This window comes from Sphingomonas corticis (assembly GCF_012035195.1).
Classification (GTDB): domain Bacteria; phylum Pseudomonadota; class Alphaproteobacteria; order Sphingomonadales; family Sphingomonadaceae; genus Sphingomonas; species Sphingomonas corticis.
Genome location: NZ_JAAVJH010000027.1, coordinates 1 through 22,058 on the forward strand (window position 1 = coordinate 1; position 22,058 = coordinate 22,058).

General features: G+C 65.9%; 18 protein-coding genes. 10 read left to right on the top strand and 8 right to left on the bottom strand.

The genetic code is table 11. The features are described from left to right. Nucleotides 1-284: 284 nt before the first annotated feature. The 3 genes from HBH26_RS19060 to HBH26_RS19070 are packed head-to-tail and all read left to right on the top strand — an operon-like array spanning nucleotide 285 to nucleotide 2,286. Nucleotides 285-1,106, top strand: coding sequence for a hypothetical protein (locus HBH26_RS19060; RefSeq protein ID WP_168136190.1), 822 nt, complete (start codon nucleotides 285-287; stop codon nucleotides 1,104-1,106). Nucleotides 1,107-1,118: 12 nt separating this feature from the next. Further along, nucleotides 1,119-1,754, top strand: coding sequence for a zinc metalloprotease (locus tag HBH26_RS19065; RefSeq protein ID WP_168136191.1), 636 nt, complete (start codon nucleotides 1,119-1,121; stop codon nucleotides 1,752-1,754). Further along, nucleotides 1,747-2,286, top strand: a complete 540-nt coding sequence (locus tag HBH26_RS19070; RefSeq protein ID WP_168136192.1) for a hypothetical protein — start codon at nucleotides 1,747-1,749, stop codon at nucleotides 2,284-2,286. The genes HBH26_RS19065 and HBH26_RS19070 overlap by 8 nt, the downstream gene beginning before the upstream one ends. A gap of 111 nt (nucleotides 2,287-2,397) precedes the next feature. Here HBH26_RS19070 and HBH26_RS19075 read toward each other — a convergent pair whose 3' ends face one another. Then, the gene (locus HBH26_RS19075) at nucleotides 2,398-5,367 is read right to left on the bottom strand and encodes a Tn3 family transposase (RefSeq protein WP_168136193.1); all 2,970 of its coding nucleotides are present in this window, start codon (nucleotides 5,365-5,367) and stop codon (nucleotides 2,398-2,400) included. Between the two features lie 136 nt (nucleotides 5,368-5,503). Here HBH26_RS19075 and HBH26_RS19080 point away from each other — a divergent pair, with 136 nt between their 5' ends. The 3 genes from HBH26_RS19080 (at nucleotide 5,504) to HBH26_RS19090 (ending at nucleotide 8,951) form a co-directional block, all read left to right on the top strand. Further along, nucleotides 5,504-6,136, top strand: coding sequence for a recombinase family protein (locus HBH26_RS19080; RefSeq protein WP_168136194.1), 633 nt, complete (start codon nucleotides 5,504-5,506; stop codon nucleotides 6,134-6,136). Between the two features lie 92 nt (nucleotides 6,137-6,228). After that, complete coding sequence (locus HBH26_RS19085) at nucleotides 6,229-8,439, top strand: ankyrin repeat domain-containing protein (RefSeq protein WP_168136195.1); 2,211 nt, start codon at nucleotides 6,229-6,231, stop codon at nucleotides 8,437-8,439. A 23-nt stretch (nucleotides 8,440-8,462) separates the two neighbouring features. Beyond that, on the top strand, nucleotides 8,463-8,951 hold the full coding sequence (locus HBH26_RS19090; RefSeq protein ID WP_168136196.1) for a tetratricopeptide repeat protein: 489 nt from the start codon (nucleotides 8,463-8,465) through the stop codon (nucleotides 8,949-8,951). Nucleotides 8,952-9,449: 498 nt separating this feature from the next. Here the strand turns inward: HBH26_RS19090 and HBH26_RS19100 are convergent, their stop codons facing one another. The 7 genes from HBH26_RS19100 to HBH26_RS19130 form a co-directional block, all read right to left on the bottom strand. Then, nucleotides 9,450-9,869 (bottom strand): universal stress protein, encoded by a 420-nt coding sequence (locus HBH26_RS19100; protein ID WP_168136197.1) that lies wholly within the window; start codon nucleotides 9,867-9,869, stop codon nucleotides 9,450-9,452. Between the two features lie 23 nt (nucleotides 9,870-9,892). After that, nucleotides 9,893-10,879: a sodium:calcium antiporter gene (locus HBH26_RS19105; RefSeq protein WP_209308680.1), complete on the bottom strand. Its 987-nt coding sequence runs from the start codon at nucleotides 10,877-10,879 to the stop codon at nucleotides 9,893-9,895. Beyond that, nucleotides 10,876-11,145 carry a hypothetical protein gene (locus HBH26_RS19110; protein WP_168136198.1) on the bottom strand — a complete coding sequence of 90 codons (270 nt, stop codon included), beginning with the start codon at nucleotides 11,143-11,145 and terminating at the stop codon, nucleotides 10,876-10,878. Before HBH26_RS19110 ends, HBH26_RS19105 begins: the two co-directional genes overlap by 4 nt. A 58-nt stretch (nucleotides 11,146-11,203) precedes the next feature. Beyond that, nucleotides 11,204-13,699 (bottom strand): NAD-dependent epimerase/dehydratase family protein, encoded by a 2,496-nt coding sequence (locus HBH26_RS19115; RefSeq protein ID WP_168136199.1) that lies wholly within the window; start codon nucleotides 13,697-13,699, stop codon nucleotides 11,204-11,206. 25 nt (nucleotides 13,700-13,724) lie between these two features. Beyond that, nucleotides 13,725-14,567, bottom strand: coding sequence for a universal stress protein (locus HBH26_RS19120; protein WP_168136200.1), 843 nt, complete (start codon nucleotides 14,565-14,567; stop codon nucleotides 13,725-13,727). A gap of 68 nt (nucleotides 14,568-14,635) precedes the next feature. Continuing rightward, the gene (locus tag HBH26_RS19125; RefSeq protein ID WP_168136201.1) at nucleotides 14,636-15,181 is read right to left on the bottom strand and encodes a DUF1269 domain-containing protein; all 546 of its coding nucleotides are present in this window, start codon (nucleotides 15,179-15,181) and stop codon (nucleotides 14,636-14,638) included. A gap of 162 nt (nucleotides 15,182-15,343) precedes the next feature. Further along, nucleotides 15,344-16,261, bottom strand: a complete 918-nt coding sequence (locus tag HBH26_RS19130) for a LysR family transcriptional regulator (RefSeq protein ID WP_168136202.1) — start codon at nucleotides 16,259-16,261, stop codon at nucleotides 15,344-15,346. Between the two features lie 534 nt (nucleotides 16,262-16,795). Between HBH26_RS19130 and HBH26_RS19135 the strand changes: the two genes are divergently transcribed. The 4 genes from HBH26_RS19135 to HBH26_RS19150 all read left to right on the top strand — a co-directional run bounded on the left by HBH26_RS19135 (nucleotide 16,796) and on the right by HBH26_RS19150 (nucleotide 21,833). Beyond that, nucleotides 16,796-18,484, top strand: a complete 1,689-nt coding sequence (locus tag HBH26_RS19135) for an ATP-binding cassette domain-containing protein (protein WP_168136203.1) — start codon at nucleotides 16,796-16,798, stop codon at nucleotides 18,482-18,484. Beyond that, nucleotides 18,468-19,538 carry an efflux RND transporter periplasmic adaptor subunit gene (locus tag HBH26_RS19140; RefSeq protein WP_168136204.1) on the top strand — a complete coding sequence of 357 codons (1,071 nt, stop codon included), beginning with the start codon at nucleotides 18,468-18,470 and terminating at the stop codon, nucleotides 19,536-19,538. Before HBH26_RS19135 ends, HBH26_RS19140 begins: the two co-directional genes overlap by 17 nt. Continuing rightward, nucleotides 19,535-20,977: a TolC family protein gene (locus HBH26_RS19145; RefSeq protein ID WP_168136205.1), complete on the top strand. Its 1,443-nt coding sequence runs from the start codon at nucleotides 19,535-19,537 to the stop codon at nucleotides 20,975-20,977. The genes HBH26_RS19140 and HBH26_RS19145 overlap by 4 nt, the downstream gene beginning before the upstream one ends. 187 nt (nucleotides 20,978-21,164) lie before the next feature. Next, on the top strand, nucleotides 21,165-21,833 hold the full coding sequence (locus HBH26_RS19150) for a recombinase family protein (protein ID WP_066516455.1): 669 nt from the start codon (nucleotides 21,165-21,167) through the stop codon (nucleotides 21,831-21,833). Nucleotides 21,834-22,058: the final 225 nt, after the last annotated feature.

Genomic DNA, 22,058 nt, shown 5'->3' on the forward strand with positions numbered 1-22,058 from the left:
GCGGCATACAACCTTCAGTTGCTCGCCCGGCAGGCCGCGGCGGCCTGATACGCGGCGTATCCCCGGTGGCCGGCGTCACCAGCCATCCGCCACGCCGATTTCGCGCAAGCCTTTTTCAACGGTCTCGCTCGTTTCAGCGAAGCTGGGTCCGGACCCTGAAAAAAGGCTTGCAATGTAGGATTCTAAATCGTTCACCCTTTGTTCCGTGCTCAAGGTGAGTCGGGCTGGTTCGCTTCAGGTGAAGGAGCGGACCAAGTTGAAACTGACGCTTGAAGGAGTGAGTGATGCGTACTCTGTTCTATCGAACAATGCTTGGCTCCGCGCTGTTGCTCTGCACAGTGGCGGCGAGCGCCCAAGATCAGGGCGGGCGCTCACAAGAGGAAAGCACGAAAGCCTTCCTTGCCCACAAACGCGACGTCCAACAGCGTCGGTCGGGCAAGCTGGGCGACCTGGCCGACTTCGGACAGGTGAACGCAATCGTGAAAGCGGCCCGGCTCACGCCACCCTCGCCACGGTTCGTCACCGACGACGCCGCCCGTTCGGCGTTGAACGACGCTTTCCTCGTCGACGTGGCGCAGACGCTTTCAATCTATGGGCTTCACGCGGGCGATCTGCGACGGTCGGCTGAGGCGTCCACCGCATTCGTTCAAGCCGCGGCGGCACATATCAGGGGTGGTGCCACGGTTGGGCAGGAAGCGCTGCTCGCCGACACCGTGGTGATCGGTCATGTCTCGGGAACCGACGAAGCCGAGCAGCTCGACGATGGTGCGTCGTCCTCTGTGTCGGTGGTTGTCGACCAGGTGCTGAAGGGCAAGGCCAAGGTGGGCGACACGCTCAAGCTTCGGCGGACGAGCGGTAAGCTGCCCGATGGGCGGCGGCTCTCGGCAAGTGACGAGGATCCGTTGGCGAACGGTGCGCCGGTTGCCCTGCTCGCGTCGCGCTCGCGCTACGAGAAGGAGCTTGCTCCTCAGGGTGGAAGCGCGCGGTGCCCCAGCTGTGTCGTCGAGGTCGTGCCCGTCTTTCTGGTGAACGGACAGTCGCTGGTTCCGACCGGCGGATATCCGACCGCCGCCACCCTCGACGCCCTCACCGCTGCCACGAAGTAAGGAGTAGGAAAAATGATCAGGAAATCTGCGCTGCTCGCCTGCGTGCTTGCCCTCGCCAACGCCGCACCGGCGTTCGCCGGGCCGATCCCGCAACCCTATTACTTCCCGAACGGGTCGCGGGGTGTGAAGATCAACTATGCGCTTCCGGCCGCCTGCGACGCCAACACCAAGGCCGCGGTCGACACGATCAACGCCGCAGGGCGCTCGTTCCAGCTCACCGGAACGACGCAGAACTACACGTCGACTTACTACTCGGCGACCGAGGACCCGGATTTCATCAACATCCAGGACGGCTCCAGCATGTCGGCGATCATGCGGACCATCATTTACGGCTATTCCGGGCCAGCACCTGCGCAGGCGATCGACGCGACCGTGTACGTCAATACCGACCGCATCTACTACGACACGGGCGACACGGCGCAATCGCCCGATTTGATCTGCGGTTCGTCGATCACGTCGAGCAACATCGGCCAGCATATCGACTGGCAGTCCGCGATGACGCATGAGATGGGTCACGTGAAAGGGATGGACCACCGCACCGATGGTTCGACAGGGCCATGCTTGATGACGACCTATCTCAACCCTGGGCAGATCAAGCGGAGCCTATGCTCTGACGAGCGGGCGCTGCTGGTCGGGTTCTATGGCTGACCGAGGCAAGGCCTCGACCGGGGCGGGATGGCTTTTAGCCTTCATCGCCCTGGCAGGGTGCGACCGCGGCTCCGAGAAGGAGCCGCGGCCCACCGAGCTCTCCGGCCCCGTCGGAACCGAGTATTCGATCCACCCCCGCAATGTGGCCGGCGACCGCCTACTGATCGCCGGCTGCTGCACGTTCGACGTGGGACAGGCGCGAATCACTAAGTTGGAGGGCGACGTTGACGGCCGCATGGTCGAGGGGGAGGGTTATCGGGTGGAGATTTCATTCGGGAACGGCCTGGCTCGCCGGCCCCTTTCCGCGGCCGCGCCCTCGACGCTCAACATCGATGGGGTGACTCTCCGGAAGTTCAGGCCAGCAAGCCCCGGACAGAAAGAGCCCGATCTCCTCTACGCCGCTATCGTCCCTCTCGATGCAGAGGCGCAACGTCGTCGTGTTCGGAGCCCGGGCCTTGAAGTCAGGGCTTGGTGCGCCACCACCGCGAGCTGCCAGGCCGCAGCTCGGTTGATTGACGGGATCAGATTCTGACCATTCCCGTCAGTGGCGCTAAGCGTGAGCGCGGCGCGCTGATTGCGAGCAGCCGCGGAAGATGGCGAGCACATTATCGGGGACCGGTGAGAGAAGGCCCGAAAACGTACGCTAAGCTCGGCGCTCGGCCGTGGTGGTGCGCAGCGGCCTGAACCGCCCACGCGGCTTCTCGATCTCGCTCCACAGATAATCGCCGGTGAGGCCGATATGCTCCCAGCCCAGCGGGGCGACGTGGGCGAGCAGCTCGTCGGGTACATCGGCGCCCGTCGACCGCAGGTGACGGACGGCCCGGTCGAGATAGACGGTGTTCCAGAGCGCGACGGCGGCGGTGACCAGGGTCAGTCCGGAGGCGCGGTGTCGCTGGTTCTCGAAGGTGCGGTCGCGCAGTTCGCCAAGGCGGTTGAAGAAAATGGCGCGGGCGAGCGCATTGCGGGCCTCGCCCTTGTTGAGGATGCTGCCCGTGCGGCGTCGCTGCTCGGGATCATCGAGCCAGTCGAGCATGAACAGCGTGCGCTCGAAGCGCCCGATCTCGCGAAGGGCACGGGCGACCGGGTTCTGGCGCGGGTAGCCCGACAGCTTTTTCAGCATGGCCGACGCGCTGACCGTTCCCGCCCTGATCGACGCAGCAAGCCTGAGCGTCTCGTCCCAGTTCTCCTCAATCGCCTTGGTGTTGATCGGCCCTGCGACGAGCGACCGAAGCGTCGGCCATGGATCTAGCGGGGCCAACCCGTAGAGCCGACGCTCGTTCAGGTCGCGGATGCGCGGTGCGAAGCGGAAGCCGAGCAGGTGGCAGAGCCCGAACACATGGTCGACCGCGCCCGCGGTGTCGGTCGCGTGCTCCCGGATGGCGAGTTCGCTCTCGTGATCGAGCAGACCGTCGATGACATGAGCGGCTTCGCCGGCATTTGCGGCAATGACCTTGGTGTGGAACGGCGTGAACCGATCGGTGACATGGGTGTAGAACAGCACGCCTGGCTCAGAGCCGTAGCGAGCATTCACGTCGGCGCGTGCTTCGCCGCGACCGCCCGCCCGAAAGAACTGGCCGTCTGACGACGACAGCTCGCCCGAGCCCCACACCTGACCGAGCGGATGCGCGTTGTGCGCGTCGACGATGGAGGCGAGCGCCGACAGGTACGTCTCGTCGCGCACGTGCCACTCGGCCGTCCAGCGTAGGCGCGCGAGAGACAGCCCGCGTGAACTCTCCGCCATGCGGCCAAGGCCGAGGTTGGTCGCGTCAGCCAGGATCGTGCCCATCAGTGCCGCCTGGTCGGCCGCGGGCTCGCCGCTGCGCGCGTGAACGAAGCCTTCCGCAAACCCCGACCAGGCGGCTGCTTCGACCAGCAGGTCGGTGACACGCACGCGCGGCAGCAGCGCGTAGAGTTTCGCCTTCAACTCGTCGGCCGCGTCCGGCACCGCGCGCCTGAGCGGTGACACGATGAGGTCGCCGCCTGCAATCACGACGTCTACCAGCTCGCCGGCGGAAGCTGCGTGTTCCACCTCGCCCATGCGGCGGACCAGAGTTGCGCGGCGTTCGGAATACCAGTCCGCGAAGCCCGACGGGACCGCCAATTCCAAGCCACCCTCGTTGCGCATGGCCGCAAACGCGAGTTGGGGCAGGAGATAGTCGTCGAGCGTGCGATAAGCGCGGCTTCCGTCGACCCAGACGCTCCCCGATGCGAGGCGCTCGCGCAGGTGGACGATGACGGCAACCTCGTAGGCGCGGCGGTCGATCCCGTCTCCATCAGGGAACACCACTTTGCGCCATCGTGGGCGCAGGAAGGTGGTCGGCACGCGCTTGGGCAGCACCGAGCGACCGTCGCGGTACATACGCCGCAGCACGTCGACGGCACCGAGCAGTGGATCGCCGGAGCGGGCGGCGCGGAAGGTGAACGCGTTATAGAGTGTCGGGGCGAAGCGTCGCACTTCGGCATGGCGCTGCACCACCTCGTCCAGCCCGTCCTCGTTGCCACGGGTCAGCTCTTCGGCGAACCGCACACTGCGCTCCAGCTGGTCCCATCCGATCCGGTCGCTGATCGCGCGCAACGGGTCGCGACCGTTCGCGCGCGTGTCGAGCAGCAGGCGGCCGAGCCGGGCATGGACGCGGGCGGTATCCTTGAGCAGCCGCGCCTCGCCCAGTAGCCGCTCGGATCGGGTCCGGTCGGCGCGCCGGAACAGCGAGCCAACCATCTTCTCGGCCATGGCGAGCGCCGCGTCGGTCAGCGCCGCCTCCAGCTCGATCACGGCCGCGACCAGCGTCGCCACACGCCGGCGCCTTTCCATGCGCCGCAGCGCCTGCGCGGTGACGATGCCGGCAACACGGGCGATCACGGCGTGGCGGGCGGCGTGAATGCGCCGCACCCGCTCTGGCTCGATCCCGAGCGAGCGGACGCGGGACAGCCGCTCGGCGATCGCCTTGAGGTTCGATGCGGTCGGGGCTTCCGACCACTCCCGGAGCCAGCCAAGATCGGTCCGACCCTGTTCGCCGGGATCGATCAGGCCTGCGAGCGCCAATTCCTGTTCGGCTGTCAGGTCGCGGATCACCCCGGCATAGGCGACGCGGCGCGCCTGGGCGCGGGCGATCAGCGCCACGCGCTCCAGCGTCGACGCGGCGGGCACGACCACGCGGACGTGCCGCAAACGCTCAACCATGGCGGCAACGATCGGCTCGCCGCGATCGGTCGATGTCGCCACCTCCTGCCCGAGCGTGAGCATGGCGCGCAGGTCAGAGCGCTCGAACGGGCGCAGGCCGAGGTATGACCCAATTTCGGCGCGGTGCTCGCGCAGCGTGGGTGCGCGCTCCGCATAGCGAACAAAGTCCGCAGCCGACCCGCCGATCTGTGCCGCAAGCAGATCAAGCATCTCGCGCGAAGGCAGTTCGTCGGGAAACAGCGCTCGGCCGGGATGCCGAAGATAGCAGAGCTGGACAGCATAACCGATGCGGTTGGCTCCGCGCCGTCGCCGGCAGACCTGGACGAGATCGTCGGGGCCGAGCGTGTAGAACCGCTCCACGGTGTCACGGTCGTGTGGTGGGTCGAACAACGCGGCGCGCTGGCCGGGTGAGAGGATCGTCTTCGCCGGCATCGTGCTCCCTTCGGCGTAGCGTCACGAAATCAGCTGCTCGGGCTGTTCGTGGAGCATAGACAGGAACACGGGTTAAGTGACAGGATGAGGATCGTTGGAGGAGCGCTCCCGCTCCGTCACGCGAACGGACGTATATGTGACGACGCAGATCGGCTACGCACGGGTGTCCAAGGCGGACGGCAGCCAAGTCCACGACCTCCAGCGCGACGCGTTGGTCGCGGCCGGCGTCGACCCCGACCATATCTATGAGGACGCTGCGTCGGGCCGGCGCGACACGCGCCCCGGGCTCGACGCCTGCCTCAAGGCGCTGCGGCGCGGCGACACGCTGGTGGTGTGGAAGCTCGACCGGCTCGGGCGCGACCTGCGCCATCTCGTCAATCTGGTCGGCGAGCTGACTAAGCGGCAGATTGGCCTGAAGGTGCTGGCGGGCGAAGGCGCCTCGATCGACACCACCACAGCCAATGGCCGGTTAATCTTCGCGATCTTCGCCGGCCTCGCCGAGTTCGAACGCGAGCTGATCGTCGAGCGCACCCGTGCCGGCCTCGCTTCCGCCCGCGCGCGGGGGCGGCATGGCGGACGCCCGTTCAAAATGACGCCCGCCAAGCTGCGCCTCGCCCAGGCCGCGATGGGCAAACCGGAAACCAAGGTCGCCGAGCTGTGCGCCGAACTCGGCGTCACCCGGCAGACCCTGTACCGCCACGTCACGCCCAAGGGCGAGATCAGGCCGGATGGCGAGAAGCTGCTGCAACGAAAAGCACGATCAGCATGAAGAGGGAGAGAGCAATGTTGCGTTCGGTGCCAATCGTCCTGTTCTCCCTTCTCTTACCGACTGGTTGTACGGGTCAGTCGTCAGCACAAACCGTGGAACAGGTTCTGCGGCAGAAGACCGCTCGGCTGAAGGCACGTGATCCGGCGAAAGAGGCCGCGAGTGCTGCCACCCGAGGCGACTCCCGCCTTGCCGCGACCAACTACATCGGCCCGATGCCGTCTGGCTGGAGCCTGCCGGGTGTTTCCTGCGCCGTTTGGACGCGGCCCGCGATCGGCAAATGGTATGTCGCGGACGACGTCATCACCAGCAAGGAGGAGGTGACCCACGGAGAGGCGGCCGTCCGCTTCGTCACCCGCTACAATCAGGCGCTCGTCGATAGCCCGGCGTTTCTTTATCCCGAACTCTGCGCGCGTGAGGGTAAGCGACCGAAGGCCCGCTACATAGGTACGGTGCGCACCTACGCCGAAGCTGCGCGCAGCGCCGATCCGGCCGTGCTGGCGAGCGTGCCGGCCGGTGCCGACATCAATGCGCGTGACCTGCTGGGGCATACCGCCCTGAACTGGGCTCTGTACCGCAGCGACGGCGAGATGGCGCGCCTGCTCGTCGAGCGCGGCGCCGATTCCAGCATACGGCCACCCTCCAGCAGGGGTGACTATGACGGGCCGGCTCCGCTCGCCCAGGCCGTACGAATGAAGAACGCCGCACTCATTGCCACCATGCTGGATCGCGGCGCCAAGTTCAGCGGTGCTACGGGTCTGTGCGTCGACCGTCGTGAACCGGAACAGCTGACCGCCCCTGAGTGCGACTGGATCGGCCTTCTGGTCATGGCCGGCCGGGCCGACCTGCTTGAGCGCGCCGTCCGCGACCGCAAGGGGAGCGCCGGCGCTGGAGAGCAATCGATCATCCAGAGCGAGATCGGGTCCGGCTTTGTTCGCGCACTCGACACGCGGCAGGAGGATGCCGTCACCCGGCTGTTGCCGCTGTTGGAAAGCGGCGACCCATCCTTTTGGGTGCATCGCCTGATGAAGGCGGGCCGCTTCGATCTGGCGCGACGCTACGTCGCCCTGCACGCAGAGGAACTGGGCCGATCGAAAGCGGAATCGACACTGTGGGCTGTCGCAGCCCATGCCGGGCAGGAAGACGCTCTGGTCTTCCTCGCGAACTATGGCGGCGAACTGAACCTCCTGCCTCAGCCGCGCCTGACTTCCTGCGGGACGGCGGCTTCACGCGGCGACATCGACGCGCTTGCCACGTGCGTGCGCGAAGCCGCCGATCGCCGGCTCCGGATCGAGGCCAGGATTAAGGCAGGCGACACTCCCGGGCTCCTCGCACTCGCCCGCGAGGCGACCGACCTTCACGAGTATCGCCGCGCCACCATCGTTGATGTGGTCGCGCAACATGGTACCGCAGCCATGATGAGGGCGCTGGCTCCGCTCGTCGCGCCTGTCCGATTGGACAGATTTCATGACCAAAGTCAGACGGCCTTTCCCGACTCTCGCTTTCCGCAGATCGCGTCGTGGGACGGCCTGCTCGCGCTAAAGCAGCGGCTCGACAGCTTTCCCAGGGCAGCCAATGCAGCGGTAGAGAGAAACGATCCGGCGCTTGTGGCATCCCTCGCCGCCCTGAAGCCGACCGGCGTGGCTCCCGCGCTGACAAACTACATGGGACGCATCGAGCCGCGCATTCCGATGGAGCCGCTTGAGGATCCTACGACGGAGGCACTGCCGAACGCACCCGATGCCGTCAAGATGGCGATGATCAGTTCGCTCGTTCAGTTGGTCGCGACCAGCGACGGCCCGCAAGCGATGGAGGATGCGCTGGGCTCCGCAATTCGTGCAGGGTGGAACGACGTCATACGGCTGATGCTGGCGGCAGGATTTCGCGGCGATAGGGCGCAACGGCCCGATCAGCTATGGCAATGGTGGTCCGGCCTGTCGAACGCGTGCAAGCCGTCGACGGGAGAGCTTCTGACCGGTGCAGGGGTCAAGATTGATTACCCGCTCGATGCGCGCCTGAACGGCGAGCCGCCGATCTGGCTTGTCACCGCGGGATGCAAGAACCCGGCGAGCGCCGCGGTCCTGGTCAGGGCGGGAGCTGACGTGAACACCCTTTCGGGACTGGAGGCAGACGGCGACACCATGGTCGACGTCGCGCTCCGGCGGCGAAAGCCGCTGATGGCCGAGGCGTTGCGCAAGCTGGGCGGCGTGACATCGGCGCAGCTGCCGCCTGGCAAGTCGAGCAAGCGACAGGAAGCACGCGGCGACGTCGATTGGGATCTCGTGCCGAACGGGGAAGTGCAGTGAGAGCCGGACCAGTATTCCTGGCCTTGTCGCTCCTGACCGGCTGCGCGACGCCCAAGGTTCCGGCAAGCTGTGCCGGCCTACGCGGGGTCGGCGCCGTTCCGATCACCGACGCGAGTGGCGTCACGCGCATCCGCTACACCTATGCCGACGAGACGGTGCGCGTCCCACATCTGCAATGCCGCGCCGACCAGGGCCAACGGTCGGCCATGATCGAACTCGCCCGCGCGCTGGAAACGGGCGAGGGCGTCACGCATGACGACGTTCGCGCTGCTGCGCTATACGAGAAAGCGGCGCAGGACCGGCCCGCTTTCACCAGCATCTACTCGCCGCCCGTGCGGCTCGGCGGATCGGGGCAGGTCGTGATGATCCCGAACCCTGACGGCGGACCGGGTGACGCGGAGGCGAAATACCGGCTCGGGCAGATGCTCGTCGAGGGACGCGGCATCGGACAGGATGTCACGCGGGGACAGGAGCTGATGGCAGCCGCACAGCGCCAAGGATTTCACCCGTGAGCTGGCCGGTATCAGCATAATGAAAAGCCGCTTGTCGCTTTGGCTCTTCGCAAGTGGATTGGGCGCTGTGTTCCTTCTTCTTGCTGTTTGGTTCCTCGGCGTTGGGACGCACCGGATGATGAGCTTTCCACGCCCGTTCTCATCCGAACTATGGAAGGACGCGAAAGCGGGTGCCGTGGACGGCACAAACGATATCCGCTGCCGAATGATTCTCGATCTTCGCGTGAGAGTAGGGCTAGTTGGCCGGAGCCAAGTAGAGGTGCTTCGATTGCTCGGAGACGAGCGAGAAAACCGTCCCGGACCGCCCAGCAGCTACATTCTATGCCCTAGCTTGGCTGATTACTACGTCTTGGAACTGGCCTGGATCGACGGCAAGGTTAGCTCAACCCGCGTCCATCAGAGCTGATTGCAGTTGCAGGCCTAAGTCCTGCCGGTCGCCATCCGCGCGGACCGGCGCGTAATAGATAGCGGCGTACGCTCGATACGCATTGTCTCGCCTTAGCGTACGTTTTCGGGCCTTCTCTCGCCGGTCCCCAACCTCGGCTTGCGCTTGACGACGAGGACGGGCTGGCGTGACCGCTGAACGATCTCATCGACGGTCGTACCAAGAAGATAATCCTTGGCACTGTCGAAGCTCGCAATGCCCGTCGCGATCAGGCCGCAGTCCCGCTCCTGCGCGTAACGAGTGACCGCGTCCGGGATGCTGCCGTGCAGGATCTCGACTTCGGCAACCTGCGCCGGGTCACGTCGATCACCCCGCGCCAACGCCTCCAATCGTTCGCAGGTGGCGGGCTCCGGTGGGCTACGGCCAGCGACATGGACCAGCAGCAGTGGCGCGCCGAACATGGCGCATCGCTCAATCACGCGATCTAAGCGGGAGGTCAGGTCAGAAGCGACCAAAATAGGGCGAGCAGTCATGCGGGCCTCCGTTTCACGAGAACTCAAGCCAGGCGCAGCCACAAGAACAGCGCATAGCCACTCAGTAGAAGGGCACCCTCGATCCGGCTGATCTGCCGCCCGCTTGCCATCATCAGCGCGACCAGCGCCGTCGCCGCGACCGTGGCTGGCAGATCCAAGAACGCGATGCCTGGCTCGATCGGAACGGGAGCGATCAGGGCAACGATGCCGGTGACGCCCAGCATATTGTAGACGTTGGAGCCCAGGACGTTGCCGATCGCCACGTCCGTGCGACCACGGTAAGCCGCAATGGCAGAGGTCACGAGCTCGGGCGCCGAGGTGCCGCCCGCAACGATGGTCAGGCCGATCACCGTCTCCGAGGCGCCGAGCATCCGCGCGATGCCGATCGCCGCTTCGACAAAGATGATCCCGCCCAAGATCAGCAGACCGAGCCCGACCGCGAAAGCGCAGGAGGCCAGCACCCAGCCGAGCTTCGCAAATAGGAGATCTAGGTCATGACCGATCCCACCGGCAACAGGTGTTTGCCCCGGTCCGACCGGTGCCGCGAGCTCTCCGCCGCCTCGCCGATCCAGGCCGGCTCGGTAGGCCATAATGATGTAGCCGAAGAGCATGAGGAGCAGCAGGGCACCGCTGGTTTGCTCAAGCCACCCGTCCCAAACGAGCATGAGGAGGAGAAGCGTTCCGCCCACCATCCAGCCCGCATCGCGGGTGAGCATCGACCGTTCGACGGGCAGGGGCATGATCAGCGCTGCGGCTCCCAGGATCACCAGGGAGTTGATCAGGGTCGATCCGACGACATTGGCGATCGCGATGGTGGGCGCGCCCAGGAGCGCGGCGTCGACGGAGGTGGCGAGCTCGGGTGCCGATGTCCCGAACGCGACAACGGTCAAACCGATCAGCAAGGGGGAGAGCCTGAGCCCTTCGGCCAACCGCACGGCGCTGCGAACCAGGAGTTCGCCTCCCGCGAGCAGCAGGAGCAGCCCACCGACAAAGCTGACGATCAGCATCATGGTGTTCCGATGCGATCATCGGGGCGGCTGCCGCGACGCGGCGTCCGCTCGGCGCGTCCGCCGAGCTCCGCCAGCATCTGACGGGCAAGCTTCAGTGCCATTCCCGAGCGCGGCAGATGGCGCATGACCGCGAGCTTCACCTGGAGCCGCTTGGTCCGCAGAGCAATGATGCGCGCAAGATTCGGTTTGGGCCGGCGCCGCTCGCGGACGAGTTCGCGTGTCAGCAAGCGGTGTTCAACCAGCAGTCGCAGAACAAGGCTGTTCATCGGGTGCTCCTCTGGTGATGCGCGTGGCCCGGCCGAAGCCCGGCAGGGCCACGCTCGTTCATACGATCAGGCGGTCCCACCGGCCGTAGCGCTGCAGGATGGGGCCGCGCGGCCAGCTCAACAGGATGAGGGAGACGCCGCATCCGATGCCGTTGATGAGCCCGATCGTCGGCGCGCCGTACCAGAAGGGTAGCGCGATCAGCGCCGCGCCGAAGCCCATGTTAAGGAAGCGCACCGCCCGGGTCGCTTCCGCCGCGGCGATCGACACCGTCGTCAGAACCAAGAAGCCGATCACGTGGTCGGCGTTGGCCATCGCGTCCGAGCTGCCAAGAGTCAGCCGGGTGAAGAGCAGCCAAGTACCGATCAGTGCACTGAGTGCGAGCGACGGGGGCAGGCTGACGCCGCCAGTCACGCTATCGCGGACGATCGGCCCCAGCGGACGGTCGAACGTGTCGCTCGTGTCCCTGTCATTGCCGGTATCGGTGTCGCCCATCAGCAGCACTCGCAGCCAGTTGCGACCGGCCTGCGCACGCCGTCGTACGAACTGGAGCGACGCGATCAGCTCGTCCACGGCGAACGGGATCTGCAAGAGCATCGCCGCGGCGCCGACGAGGGTCAGCGTGCCCCAGGTCCCGATGACGAGCGGTTGGATGATCACGAAGCTGATCGAGGTAACCGAGAGCGGCACGATCAAGAGGCCGAACAGGATTACGAGCCAAGGCATGGTCCGCCAGCGCGCCTTCAACCCGATGACGCCCGTGAGGATCTCCAGGATGTAGGTGATGCCGCCCAACCCACCGTCGGAGATCGGCCATGCCTCGGCTACGGGCGAGGTGATGATCTCCTCCGTGCCGTTCTGCGGGTCGGCGGCACTGCCGGCGAAGAACGGCTCCCAGACTCCGTCGATTTGGCCGAGCTGGTAGGCGGCAAGGTAACGCGAGACGTAGAGCCCGACGAGCGCCAGTGCGATGATCGGCAGGCGCTGTGTCCATGCAGATGGATTGTAGGTCCAGCCCGGCGGAACGTCGGGTCCGGTCATAGCTGCTGCGGGGGAGGGACCGGGCTCGGGCGGAAGCGCTAGTGCGAACCCGATCACCAACGTGCCGACCAGCGTGTCGTTGAGATAGGCGGCGCCGCTCGTGGTCCAAAAAATTAACGGTGCGAAGAGCAGCCAGATGCCGACCGCTCCCGTGGCCCAGCGCGCCCAGGTCGCCCGCCACGCCATCGACGCGAGCGCGAGTGCGATGACAAGTGCGCCGGCAACCATGTCGCTTGCGATCATGCGCGGATCGGTGACGCCGATCAGTGGTGGCGAGGTGATGAGCCAGGTGCCGAGCGCGACATTGACGAAGTGCGCCCACCGGTAGCGGCCATGCTCTTCCCGCCGCGCGCGTAGATAACCAGTGTGTAGGGTTTCGGGTTCGTGCCCCGCCTCCTGCGCCGACAGCAGCCAATCGGGCGGTGTGATGCCGTGCCGTTTGTACCAACCCACGGGATCGCGGCGGAGCGCAGCGATGATCTCGGGAAGTTCGTCCTTTAGCCGGTGCTTCGGCTCCCAGCCAAGCAGGGTCTTCGCGCGCCAAGTATCAAGGGCGTAGTGGTGATCGCCCATCATTGCCATGTAGGGGCGTATGAAAGGCTTCTCGCCACGATCGATGGCGTCAGGGATCAGCGGTTCGAGCCGCTCCAGCCCCCACACACCTGCTGCGGCCAAAGGCTTGGGCACGCGCAGCGTCGGCCAATCCTCAACGCCGTGGATGAGGTAGCCGATTTCGTCCTGGAGCGTATCGTAGCTTAGCGGATCAGGCTCCCCGATCAGCATAACGGCGTCCGGCGGCAAGGTAGCGCGTCGATCGACTGCCCGGTGCACCGCATCCGCCAAGTCATCCTTGTGCAGCATCGACTGGCCGGTGAGTGGGGACCCCGCGTAGAAATAGCCCTGCAAGTCGCGCTGGTGGATGCGGGCGATCTGCTGCGCCAGTGTCGGAATCAAATGATCGCGATCATAGACGCCGGCCAGGCGCAGCGTGACGAAGGGGATGCGGCCGCATTCTTGCTCGACCACGCGCTCTGCCGCGAGCTTCGACTGCGGATAGGCGTACGCCGGCTCGAACGGCTGGTCTTCGGTGATCCGCTCACCGGGCTTGCACGGCGCGTGAACGAGCAACGTGCTTGCATAGACGAACTGGTCGACCTCGAACGCTTGGAGGGCACGCAGCAGGTGACGCGTACCCTCGACGTTGACCGACTCGTAGAGCGGGTGATCCTGACCGGACTGATCAAAATAAGCGGCCAGATGCACCACGCTGACGATCCTGGATCCGTAGCGTTCCCGGAACCTTACCAGCGCCAGCTCGACAGCCGCGGCGTTGGAGAAGTCGGTCGCGAATGTCGGGAACGGAACTTCGGCGGCGTTTCGATCGAGCCCGACGACCCGGTACTCGCGCGAAAGAGCGGACGAAATCGCTCGACCAAGATTGCCGGACGCACCGGTGACGATGACGATGGGTGCGTCCTCACCAGCCCGATCATGCTTTCTTGCGCGTAGGGACATACCGCCTCCTCGATCCGACAAGGCGCTAGCGCGCCATCAACACGGGCAACCTGGCTTCTTCCAAGATGTGGTGGGTGACGCCGCCGAACAGCGTCTGACGCAGCCGAGAATGCGTGTACCCGCCCATCACCAGGACGGTTGCGGCGAGATCCTCAACGGCCTCCAGCAACGCTTCCCCGATCGGCACTTCCGCATCCTCGATGCGCGGTGTGGCCGTGATTCCGTGACGAGCGAGGTAGTCGACCAGCTGCTGCGCGCGCGCGGAGTCGGTTCGACTGGTGGGGAAGGTAACGATGTGAACCGCTTCCGCCCGGCTGAGCAGAGGGAGCGCCGCCGTGACGGCATGCGCCGCTTCAAGGCTGCCATTCCAGGCGATCGCCGCTGTCCGCGCCCAATCTTGCGCCAACTTGCCGGTCGTGATCAGCACCGGTCGGCCGGCGGACTCGATCGTGCATTTCAGCAATGGGCTGACCTGGAGATCTTTGTCGGGGTCTTCTGCGTCGCTCCGTGCGAAGACTACCAGATCATGGGTCAGCGCCGCATCCATGACGACAGCATCGTCGTTTCCGTAGATCGCCTGGAAGGTGAAATCGGCTCGCTCCTCCCCGCCTGGCTGAGGCAGCAACTGCAACTCGCGAAGCAGTTTGCGCACCTCGGCCTCGCGCCGCTCGGCGAACGCATGGCTCTCCGCGACCAAACCGTCCCACCCGGCCAACAGCGGATGATGCGGCACGGGCAGGGATGCGAAGTCGGTGAGCGGCAAGAGGGCGGTGAGATGCCCGCCAAAGAAGTCTGCGAGCTGGGTGCCGACCGCCAGTGCGTGGCGGTCTTGCCGCTCATCGCTGAGCGGCAGGAGAATGCTGCGCATTGTTGCTACCTTTCGATGCTCATCTGGGCGTCCGCGCCACCCCGCCGGCAGCGCGGACATACTTTGGCTCACGCCGCGACGCGTTCCGATGACGGCATGGCGGTCTGTTCCTTGACCAGCACCGCCTGCAGCTTGGCCTCGTCCTCGGGAGACAGCGAGGAGCGCAGGACTCGACCGCTATAGCCTTCCAATTCGGCCAGGACCTTCTCCGGCTGCACCTTGCGGATCAGCAGGAACAGCGCCGAGCTGTCAGGGGTCAGCGTGTCGCCGAGTTCACGAATGAAGTCGTCATCAATGCCGTAGTCGACGAGGCTGCCCGAGAGTGCACCGGTGCCTGCGCCGACCGCGCTTCCGAGCGCCAGCCCTGCGAGCGGGTTGAGGAACAGTAGACCGATCAGCGTTCCCCACAGCGCGCCGGACAGCGCGCCGTAGCTGGCACCGTGCCCGACCATGCTGATCGATTGCTTGATGTGAACCTTTCCATCCGGATCGCGGATCGCGACCACTGCGTCGGCAAGGTCGATCAGATACTCGCGGCGCAGCTTGTTGAGATCGCTCAGCACGCGGTCGGCATCGGTTGGCTTGTCGAAGCCGACGACCAGCAGTTCAGACATGTTCATCCTCCTCCAAGAGTTGATCGAGCCGCTGCACGCGGCCGGCTTGGCCGTGCCGAAGGGATCCTGCTCAGCAGACCCACAGGCGGCAGCGGTTCAGCCTTGGAGAAAAGGTAAGTCCGGTTCGGACGCGCGAAAAATAGAAAGGATCGCGCCCGTGCGTTAGACGGAAGCTATAGGAACCAGGATCTGCCGCGCGCAGTTCTGCACGTGTTCGGCGATCAGTCGGAACGCCGCATCCATCGGCGAGTGCTTGCGCCACGCCATCGCGATCGAGCGATGGCGGCGCCATCCATGGACGCTGAGCGTGACGAGGCCCGCCGATCCTCCAACATCTGACCGAAGGTAGAGAATCGGGAGTACACTCAGGCCCAGACCGCTCGCCACCATCTGGTGCAGACTATCGAGGCTGGTGCCGTAATAGTCCGGCGCGATCTTCATGGCATAGGCATCGGCGATCTCGGCTGCCTGCCGTGCGAAATGGTGGCGCGGGTCGAGTGTCAGGAGGGGGCAGCCCGCGAGCGCGTCGGACGCGATTTCCTTTTCGCCGACAAGCGGGTGGTCCCGCGCTGCCACCAGATGCACAGGTTCCCGGAACAGAGGCTCGACGGTCAGCCCCTCGCCAGTGATCGGCATGGGGCCGAGCACGACGTCGATGTTGCCGCGCGCCAGTTCGAGCGCCTGATCGTCGGGAATGCCCTCGCGCACATGCAGTCTAAGACCTGGCGCTACGCGGTGAAGCTCCGCGATGATCGGAGACAGCAGGTAAGGACCCAGGGTTGGCGTGGTGCCAAACTTGAGCGTGCCGGTCAGGCTGTTGGCCGAACTGGACGCCAAAGCAACGATATCGCGTGCGTCGCTCAGCATACGCCGCGCCGTCACGACGATGCTGCGCCCGACCGGCGTCAGCACCGCGCCGGTGGTTCCGCGGTCGAGCAACCTGACACCGAGGCGATCCTCGAGCGCCCTGACCTGCTGGCTGAGCGTCGGCTGCGACACGTTGGTAATCCGCGCGGCTTCCACGAACGACTGCGTGTCCGCGATCGTCACGAGATACTCGAGTTGGCGAAGTGTCGGCATGACTACGATATAATCATAGTCTATGGCATGCGGGCAACCATACCGATTGGGCGCGCGCCCTCAAGCATCATAGCTAAGGCGCTCGGTTACGAGATCGGGAAGGAGAAGCGATGTACGTCCGTTCATCCATTATGCTCGCCAGCGCCCTTCTATTGGCAGGCTGCGAGGCGGCTGACACGATCAACGCGACAGCTGTCGCTACGGAGGCGGCATCACAGCCCAGCGGCTACACGCAGACCCAACAGAAGGTCGTCGACTTGCCTGATCGACTACGCCACGTCGTGCTCATTCGAGCGATTCGCGATGGTGCCGCTCCCTGTCAAGGGGTCGTGAAGGACATTCGTCAGGCCGACCGGGGCGGCGCTCCTTTCTACGTCGCACAATGCCAGGACGGGCCTCAATACGCTGTGGCTATCGCGCCCAGCGGCAGGGCGGAAGTTACGCGGGTTGATCGTGGAGCGCCGAAACAAAGTCGTTGAGCGTCGACGTGCGGCCCAGATACCAGTCTGGCGGGCGCAGGGGGGAAATTAGCTGGTGGCATCAGAACGTTTGGGGTTCCGGCACGCGGCCGCATGGCTGGCGCAGATCATCGGGCCGGATGCTGCCTATGTGCGGCTCGGCATCGTCTACACGGTTGCGATCAGCCTCTTGGCGCTGGCCACGCCGATCTCGGTGCAGCTGCTGATCAATAGCGTCGCCAACACCGCGATGCCGGCGCCCTTGTGGGCGCTATCGGGTGTATTGCTGCTGTTGCTCCTGATGGTAGCAGCGTTGAGCGCGCTCAGGGTCTGGATCATGGCCGCGTTCGAGCGGCGCGTCTTCGCCCGCGTTGTCGCCGAGGTGACCGTGCGCGCGGTGCACGCGCAGAATCCGTTCTTCGGCGACGCCAACCGCAGCGACCTGTTCAACCGTTACTTCGACTTGGTGGTGGTGCAGAAAGCTGTGCCGAGCCTCGTTATCGGCGGCTTTACGATCGTGCTGCAGGCGATCGTGGGCCTCACGATCACCAGCTTCTATCACCCGTTCTTCCTCGCCTTCAACGTCGTGCTGATCGTGTCCGTTCTGCTGGTCTGGCTGATCTGGCGACGTGGCGCGATCACGGGTGCTGTCGCGCTCAGCCATGCCAAGCACAATGCCGCCCGATGGCTCGAAAGCGTCGGCGGCTCCAATGGCTTCTACAAGTCGGCGCGCCATCTCGACTTCGCGATGGACCAGTCGGAGGCGATGACCGCCACCTATGTCGGTGCGCACCGGCGCTATTTCCGGTACCAGTTCGCGCAGACCGTCGCCTTTCTGCTGATCTACGCGCTCGCCAGTGCGGCGCTGCTGCTGCTCGGGGGCACGCTCATCCTGCGCGGCCAGCTGTCACTCGGGCAGCTGGTCGCCGCCGAGCTGATCCTATCGGGCGTGTTCTACGGCATCTCTCAGCTCGGCTGGTACCTCGACACCTTCTACGATCTGGTCGCAAGTTCCGAAGAATTGTCGCTGCTCTTCGCGATTCCGCAGGAGACGATCGTCCGCAACGACAACAGCCCGCGCGACGGAGCGGTAAGGCTGACCGACGTGGCGTCGGGCGGCGCGCGGTTCGACCTGTCGATCGCCGCGGGGGAGCAGCTCGTCACGGTTGCGGAGCCAGGGGCCGAACAGCGCCTCGCGCACCTTCTGAAGCGCCATGTCCAGCCCGATCGCGGGCTGATCCGCATCGGCGGCGCCGATCTCGGCTCGCTCGACATGTATCACCTGCGCTCCGACGTGACCGTGATCGATCGTCCGACCATCGTTGAAGTGACGATACGCGACTATCTTCGGCTCGCGTCCGGTGACCGGGCCAACGAGGCGATGGAGGCGCTGTCGGTGGTCGGCCTGGAGCGCCGCATCGCAGGGCTGCCGCAAGGATTGGATACGCTGCTCGCCTCCTCCGGTCACCCGCTCAGCGTCGGCGAGATCATGGCGCTGAAACTCGCCAACGCGCTGCTGTTCCGACCCAAGGTGCTGATACTCGGGCAGCTGTTCGACCTGCTGCCACCCGAGCGCCTTGGCAAGTCGCTCCGGCTGCTCAAGGAACACGGCACCACGGTGCTGCTGTGCACCGGCCGCCCCGAGGATCTGAGGCTTGATGGATACCTGTACCTTGGCATGACCGAACAGCACCGGTGCGAGAACCTCGCCGAGTTGCAGCGCGCGGCAGTCGAAGGGGAGCGCGATCATGCCGCAACGGCCTGAGCATATCGTCCACTTCACGACGCTCGCCTCGCTCAAGCCGCCGCGGGTCGGCGTGGCGGTGGCGCGGTTGATCGCCGTAGGGATCGCCGCCGCGCTCGTCGTTCTGTTCCTCGTGCCCTGGCTGCAGACGGCGCAGGGGCAGGGGCAGGTGGTCGCCCTCGATCCCGAAGACCGCGCGCAGGAGGTGACCGCGCTGGTCCCCGGCCGAGTGGAGCGCTGGTTTGTCCAGGACGGCCAGCATGTCGATCGCGGCCAACCGATCGCGCGGGTGGTCGACCTCGATCCCAATCTCCTCTCCCGCCTCGCCGCGGAACGCGCGCAGATCGAGGCCGAGATCGCTGCCGTCAGACAATCCCAGCGGGTGGCCTACATCGACGTCGATCGCAACCGCCAGCTGTTCGCCGAGGGGCTGTCTTCGCGGCGCGATTTCGAGCAGGCGCAGATCAAGGTTGCGGACGCCGCGGCCAAGCTGGCCGAGTCCAGAGCCAAGCTCAACCGCATCGACGTCCAGCTGAACCGCCAGTCGGCGCAGCTGGTCCGTGCGCCGCGTGACGGCCGTATCCAGAACCTCAACGCGGCCGCGGGCGGGGCGCTGGTATCCGCCGGCACGCCGCTCGCGACGATTGCGCCCGAGCGCGTCGAGCGGGCGGTCGAGCTCATGATCGACGGCCGCGACGTGCCGCTGCTACGCCCGGGTCGGCCCGTCCGGCTCGAGTTCGAAGGCTGGCCCGCCATCCAGTTCAGCGGCTGGCCGTCCGTCGCCTATGGATATTTCGACGGTCGCGTGCGGACCATCGATGCGACCGCCAACGCCCAGGGCCTGTTCCGCATCCTGGTCGAGCCTGCGCCAGGCAAGCCCGCCTGGCCCGCCCGCCGCTTCGTCCGGCTGGGCGGCAAGGTTCGGGGCTGGGTGCAAGGCGAGACGGTGACGGTCGGCTATGAGTTGTGGCGCCAGCTCAACGACTTTCCGCTGGAGTTCGGTCAGCCCGCCGCGGGGGCGGCTGCCTACGAGGACCAGGACAAGGTCGCAGCGAAGGCGGGCAAGCCGAAGTGATCCGATCGCTGCTCCTCCTGCCGCTCCTGACGGCGGCACCGGTGCTCGGCGCGCCGCAGGCAAGCCCGCAAGCGGCGCGGGCCCAGGCGCCGGCTTCGGCACCGCTGACGCTCGACGAGGTCCTGCGCGCCTCCGCGCGTGCCGCGCCCCAGATCGTCGAGGCGCTGGCGCGGGAGCGCGCCGCGGAGGGGCGAGCGCTGACTGCCGCGGGCGCCTTCGACACGGTGTTCGAGGTGGACGGCCGCTCGCGGGCGCTGGGCTATTACGACGGTTCGATCGTATCCGGTCGCGCCACCCGACCACTCGAGGGCAATGGCGGGTACCTCTACGGCGGCTACCGGGTGAGCCGCGGTGACTTCCCGATCTATGAGGACGAATATTATACCAATCGGCTTGGCGAGCTGAAGGTTGGCGCGCTCTACTCCCTGCTGCGCGACCGGCTGGTCGACGAGCGTCGTACCCGCCGCACCCTAGCTGCCGGTGACATCGACATTGCACGTTTCGAGCGCGAGGCGGTGGCGATCGGGGTTCAGCGCCGTGCGGTCGATGCCTATCAGAACTGGGTCGCGAACGGCCTGAGGCTCCGCGCCTATCGCGATCTACTCGACCTGTCGGAGAACAGGCGCGGCGCGCTCGCGCGCCAGGTGCAGCTCGGCGCCCGGCCGGAGATCCTGCTCGCTGAGAATGACCAGAACCTCGTCCGCCGGCGCGCACTGGTCGTGCGCGCCGAAGGCGATTTTCAGGCGGCCGCCAATGCTTTGTCGCTCTACTACCGCGACGAGGCAGGCAATCGCGTGCTGGTGGGTACAGAACGTCTGCCGGCCGATGCTTCGGCGCTGGCCGGGGTAGCGGCCGCGGCACAGGCCGAGTTTGCGCAAGCCCGTCCCGACCTCCAGGTCCTGCTCGCCCGTATTGACCAAGGTGCCGCGCGTCTGGCTTTGGCTGAAAACGACCTCCGTCCTCGGCTCGACCTACGCGGAGAGGTTGGCAAGGATCTGGGTGACCAGGGGCTAGGGGGGCGCTCGCGTACGCCGCTCGAGGGCATTGTCGGCTTCCGCTTCTCGCTTCCGCTCCAGAACCGCGCCGCCAAAGGCCGCATCGCCGAGGCTCGTGCCGAGATCGACGCGTTGGAAGCGCGCAGCCGGTTCCTTCGGGATCAGATCGCGACGGAGGTGGAGGTTATCAACATCGGCGTCGGCGCAGCAGAGCGTCTCGCCGGGATCGCGGAGCAGGAGCGGCAGCTGGCTGAGCGATTGGCTGCAGCCGAGCGGCGACGGTTCGAGCTCGGCTCCAGCGACTTTTTCTTGGTCAATCAGCGGGAGGAAACCGCAACCGACGCACGTGTGCGGCTTGTAGACGCTCAGGCCCGGATCGCGGCTGCTCGCGCCGAATTGGCCGCCGCGACCGCCGACCGCACAGCTCTGGGGCTCCAGCCTTAAGCGGAGGTGCCCGGAGGCAAGAGGCGCTGCATGGTCTGGGCCGGAAGCTGAACAGTCAATCGGACTGTTCAGATTCTGACGAACGACAGGCGCCAGTCCGTTCTCGGCTCCGCAGATCCCCAAATCATGACTTAGCTAGAGGCTCATCTGAGTGTACCTAACTAAGCCGGGCAGGAGTAACGACCACGTGAAAGGCAGCGAGGTACGGGCGGCGCGGGTGTACCTGCGGGTGAGCACGGACGAGCAGGATCTGACGCGGCAGGAGAGCATCGTTGCTGGCGCGCGGGCTGCCGGCTTCTACGTCGCGGCGGTCTACCGGGAGAAGGCGTCTGGCGCGCGACCTGACCGGCCGGAGCTGTTGCGCATGGTGGCGGACCTGCAGCCGGGCGAAGTGGTGGTCGCTGAGAAAATCGACCGAATCAGCCGCCTGCCGCTGCCGGAAGCCGAACTGCTCGTGGAGGCGATAAGGGGCAGGGGGGCGCGGCTGTCAGTGCCCGGGATCGTCGATCTGTCCGATCTGGTGGCGGACAGCGCGGGCGTGGCGCGCATCGTGCTGGAGGCGGTGCAGGACATGCTGCTGCGCGTGGCACTCCAAACAGCGCGCGACGACTACGAAACCCGGCGCGAGCGGCAGCGCGAGGGCATTGAGATCGCGAAGAAGGCAGGGCGGTACACCGGTCGCAAACCTGACCTAGCCCATCACCGCCGCATCGTAGGCTTGCGCGAGGCTGGTATGAGCATTGCGAAGACGGCTGAGCTCGCTGGGTGCAGCATCGCTCACGTCAAGCGGGTGACGGCGATCCATCGCGCTAGATCAGCACCGCCTTCAAGTGCGTCAGCCGACAACAGTAGGTAGCCAACTGCCGCCATAATCCTGATCGGTGATCTGACACGGGGTTCTGACACCTGCAAACCTTGGAAAGGCTGGGGCAGCGGGACGGCGTCACAACCGTCCGAGACTGTTGAAAAACGCGTGCTTGCGACGGCGATGGAGGCGTGATTCACTCTTGGCAGACGGCAAGGGATCACGGACATGATGGGACGGCAGGTGGCACAGGGCGCGCTGTTCTACGGCTTCCGG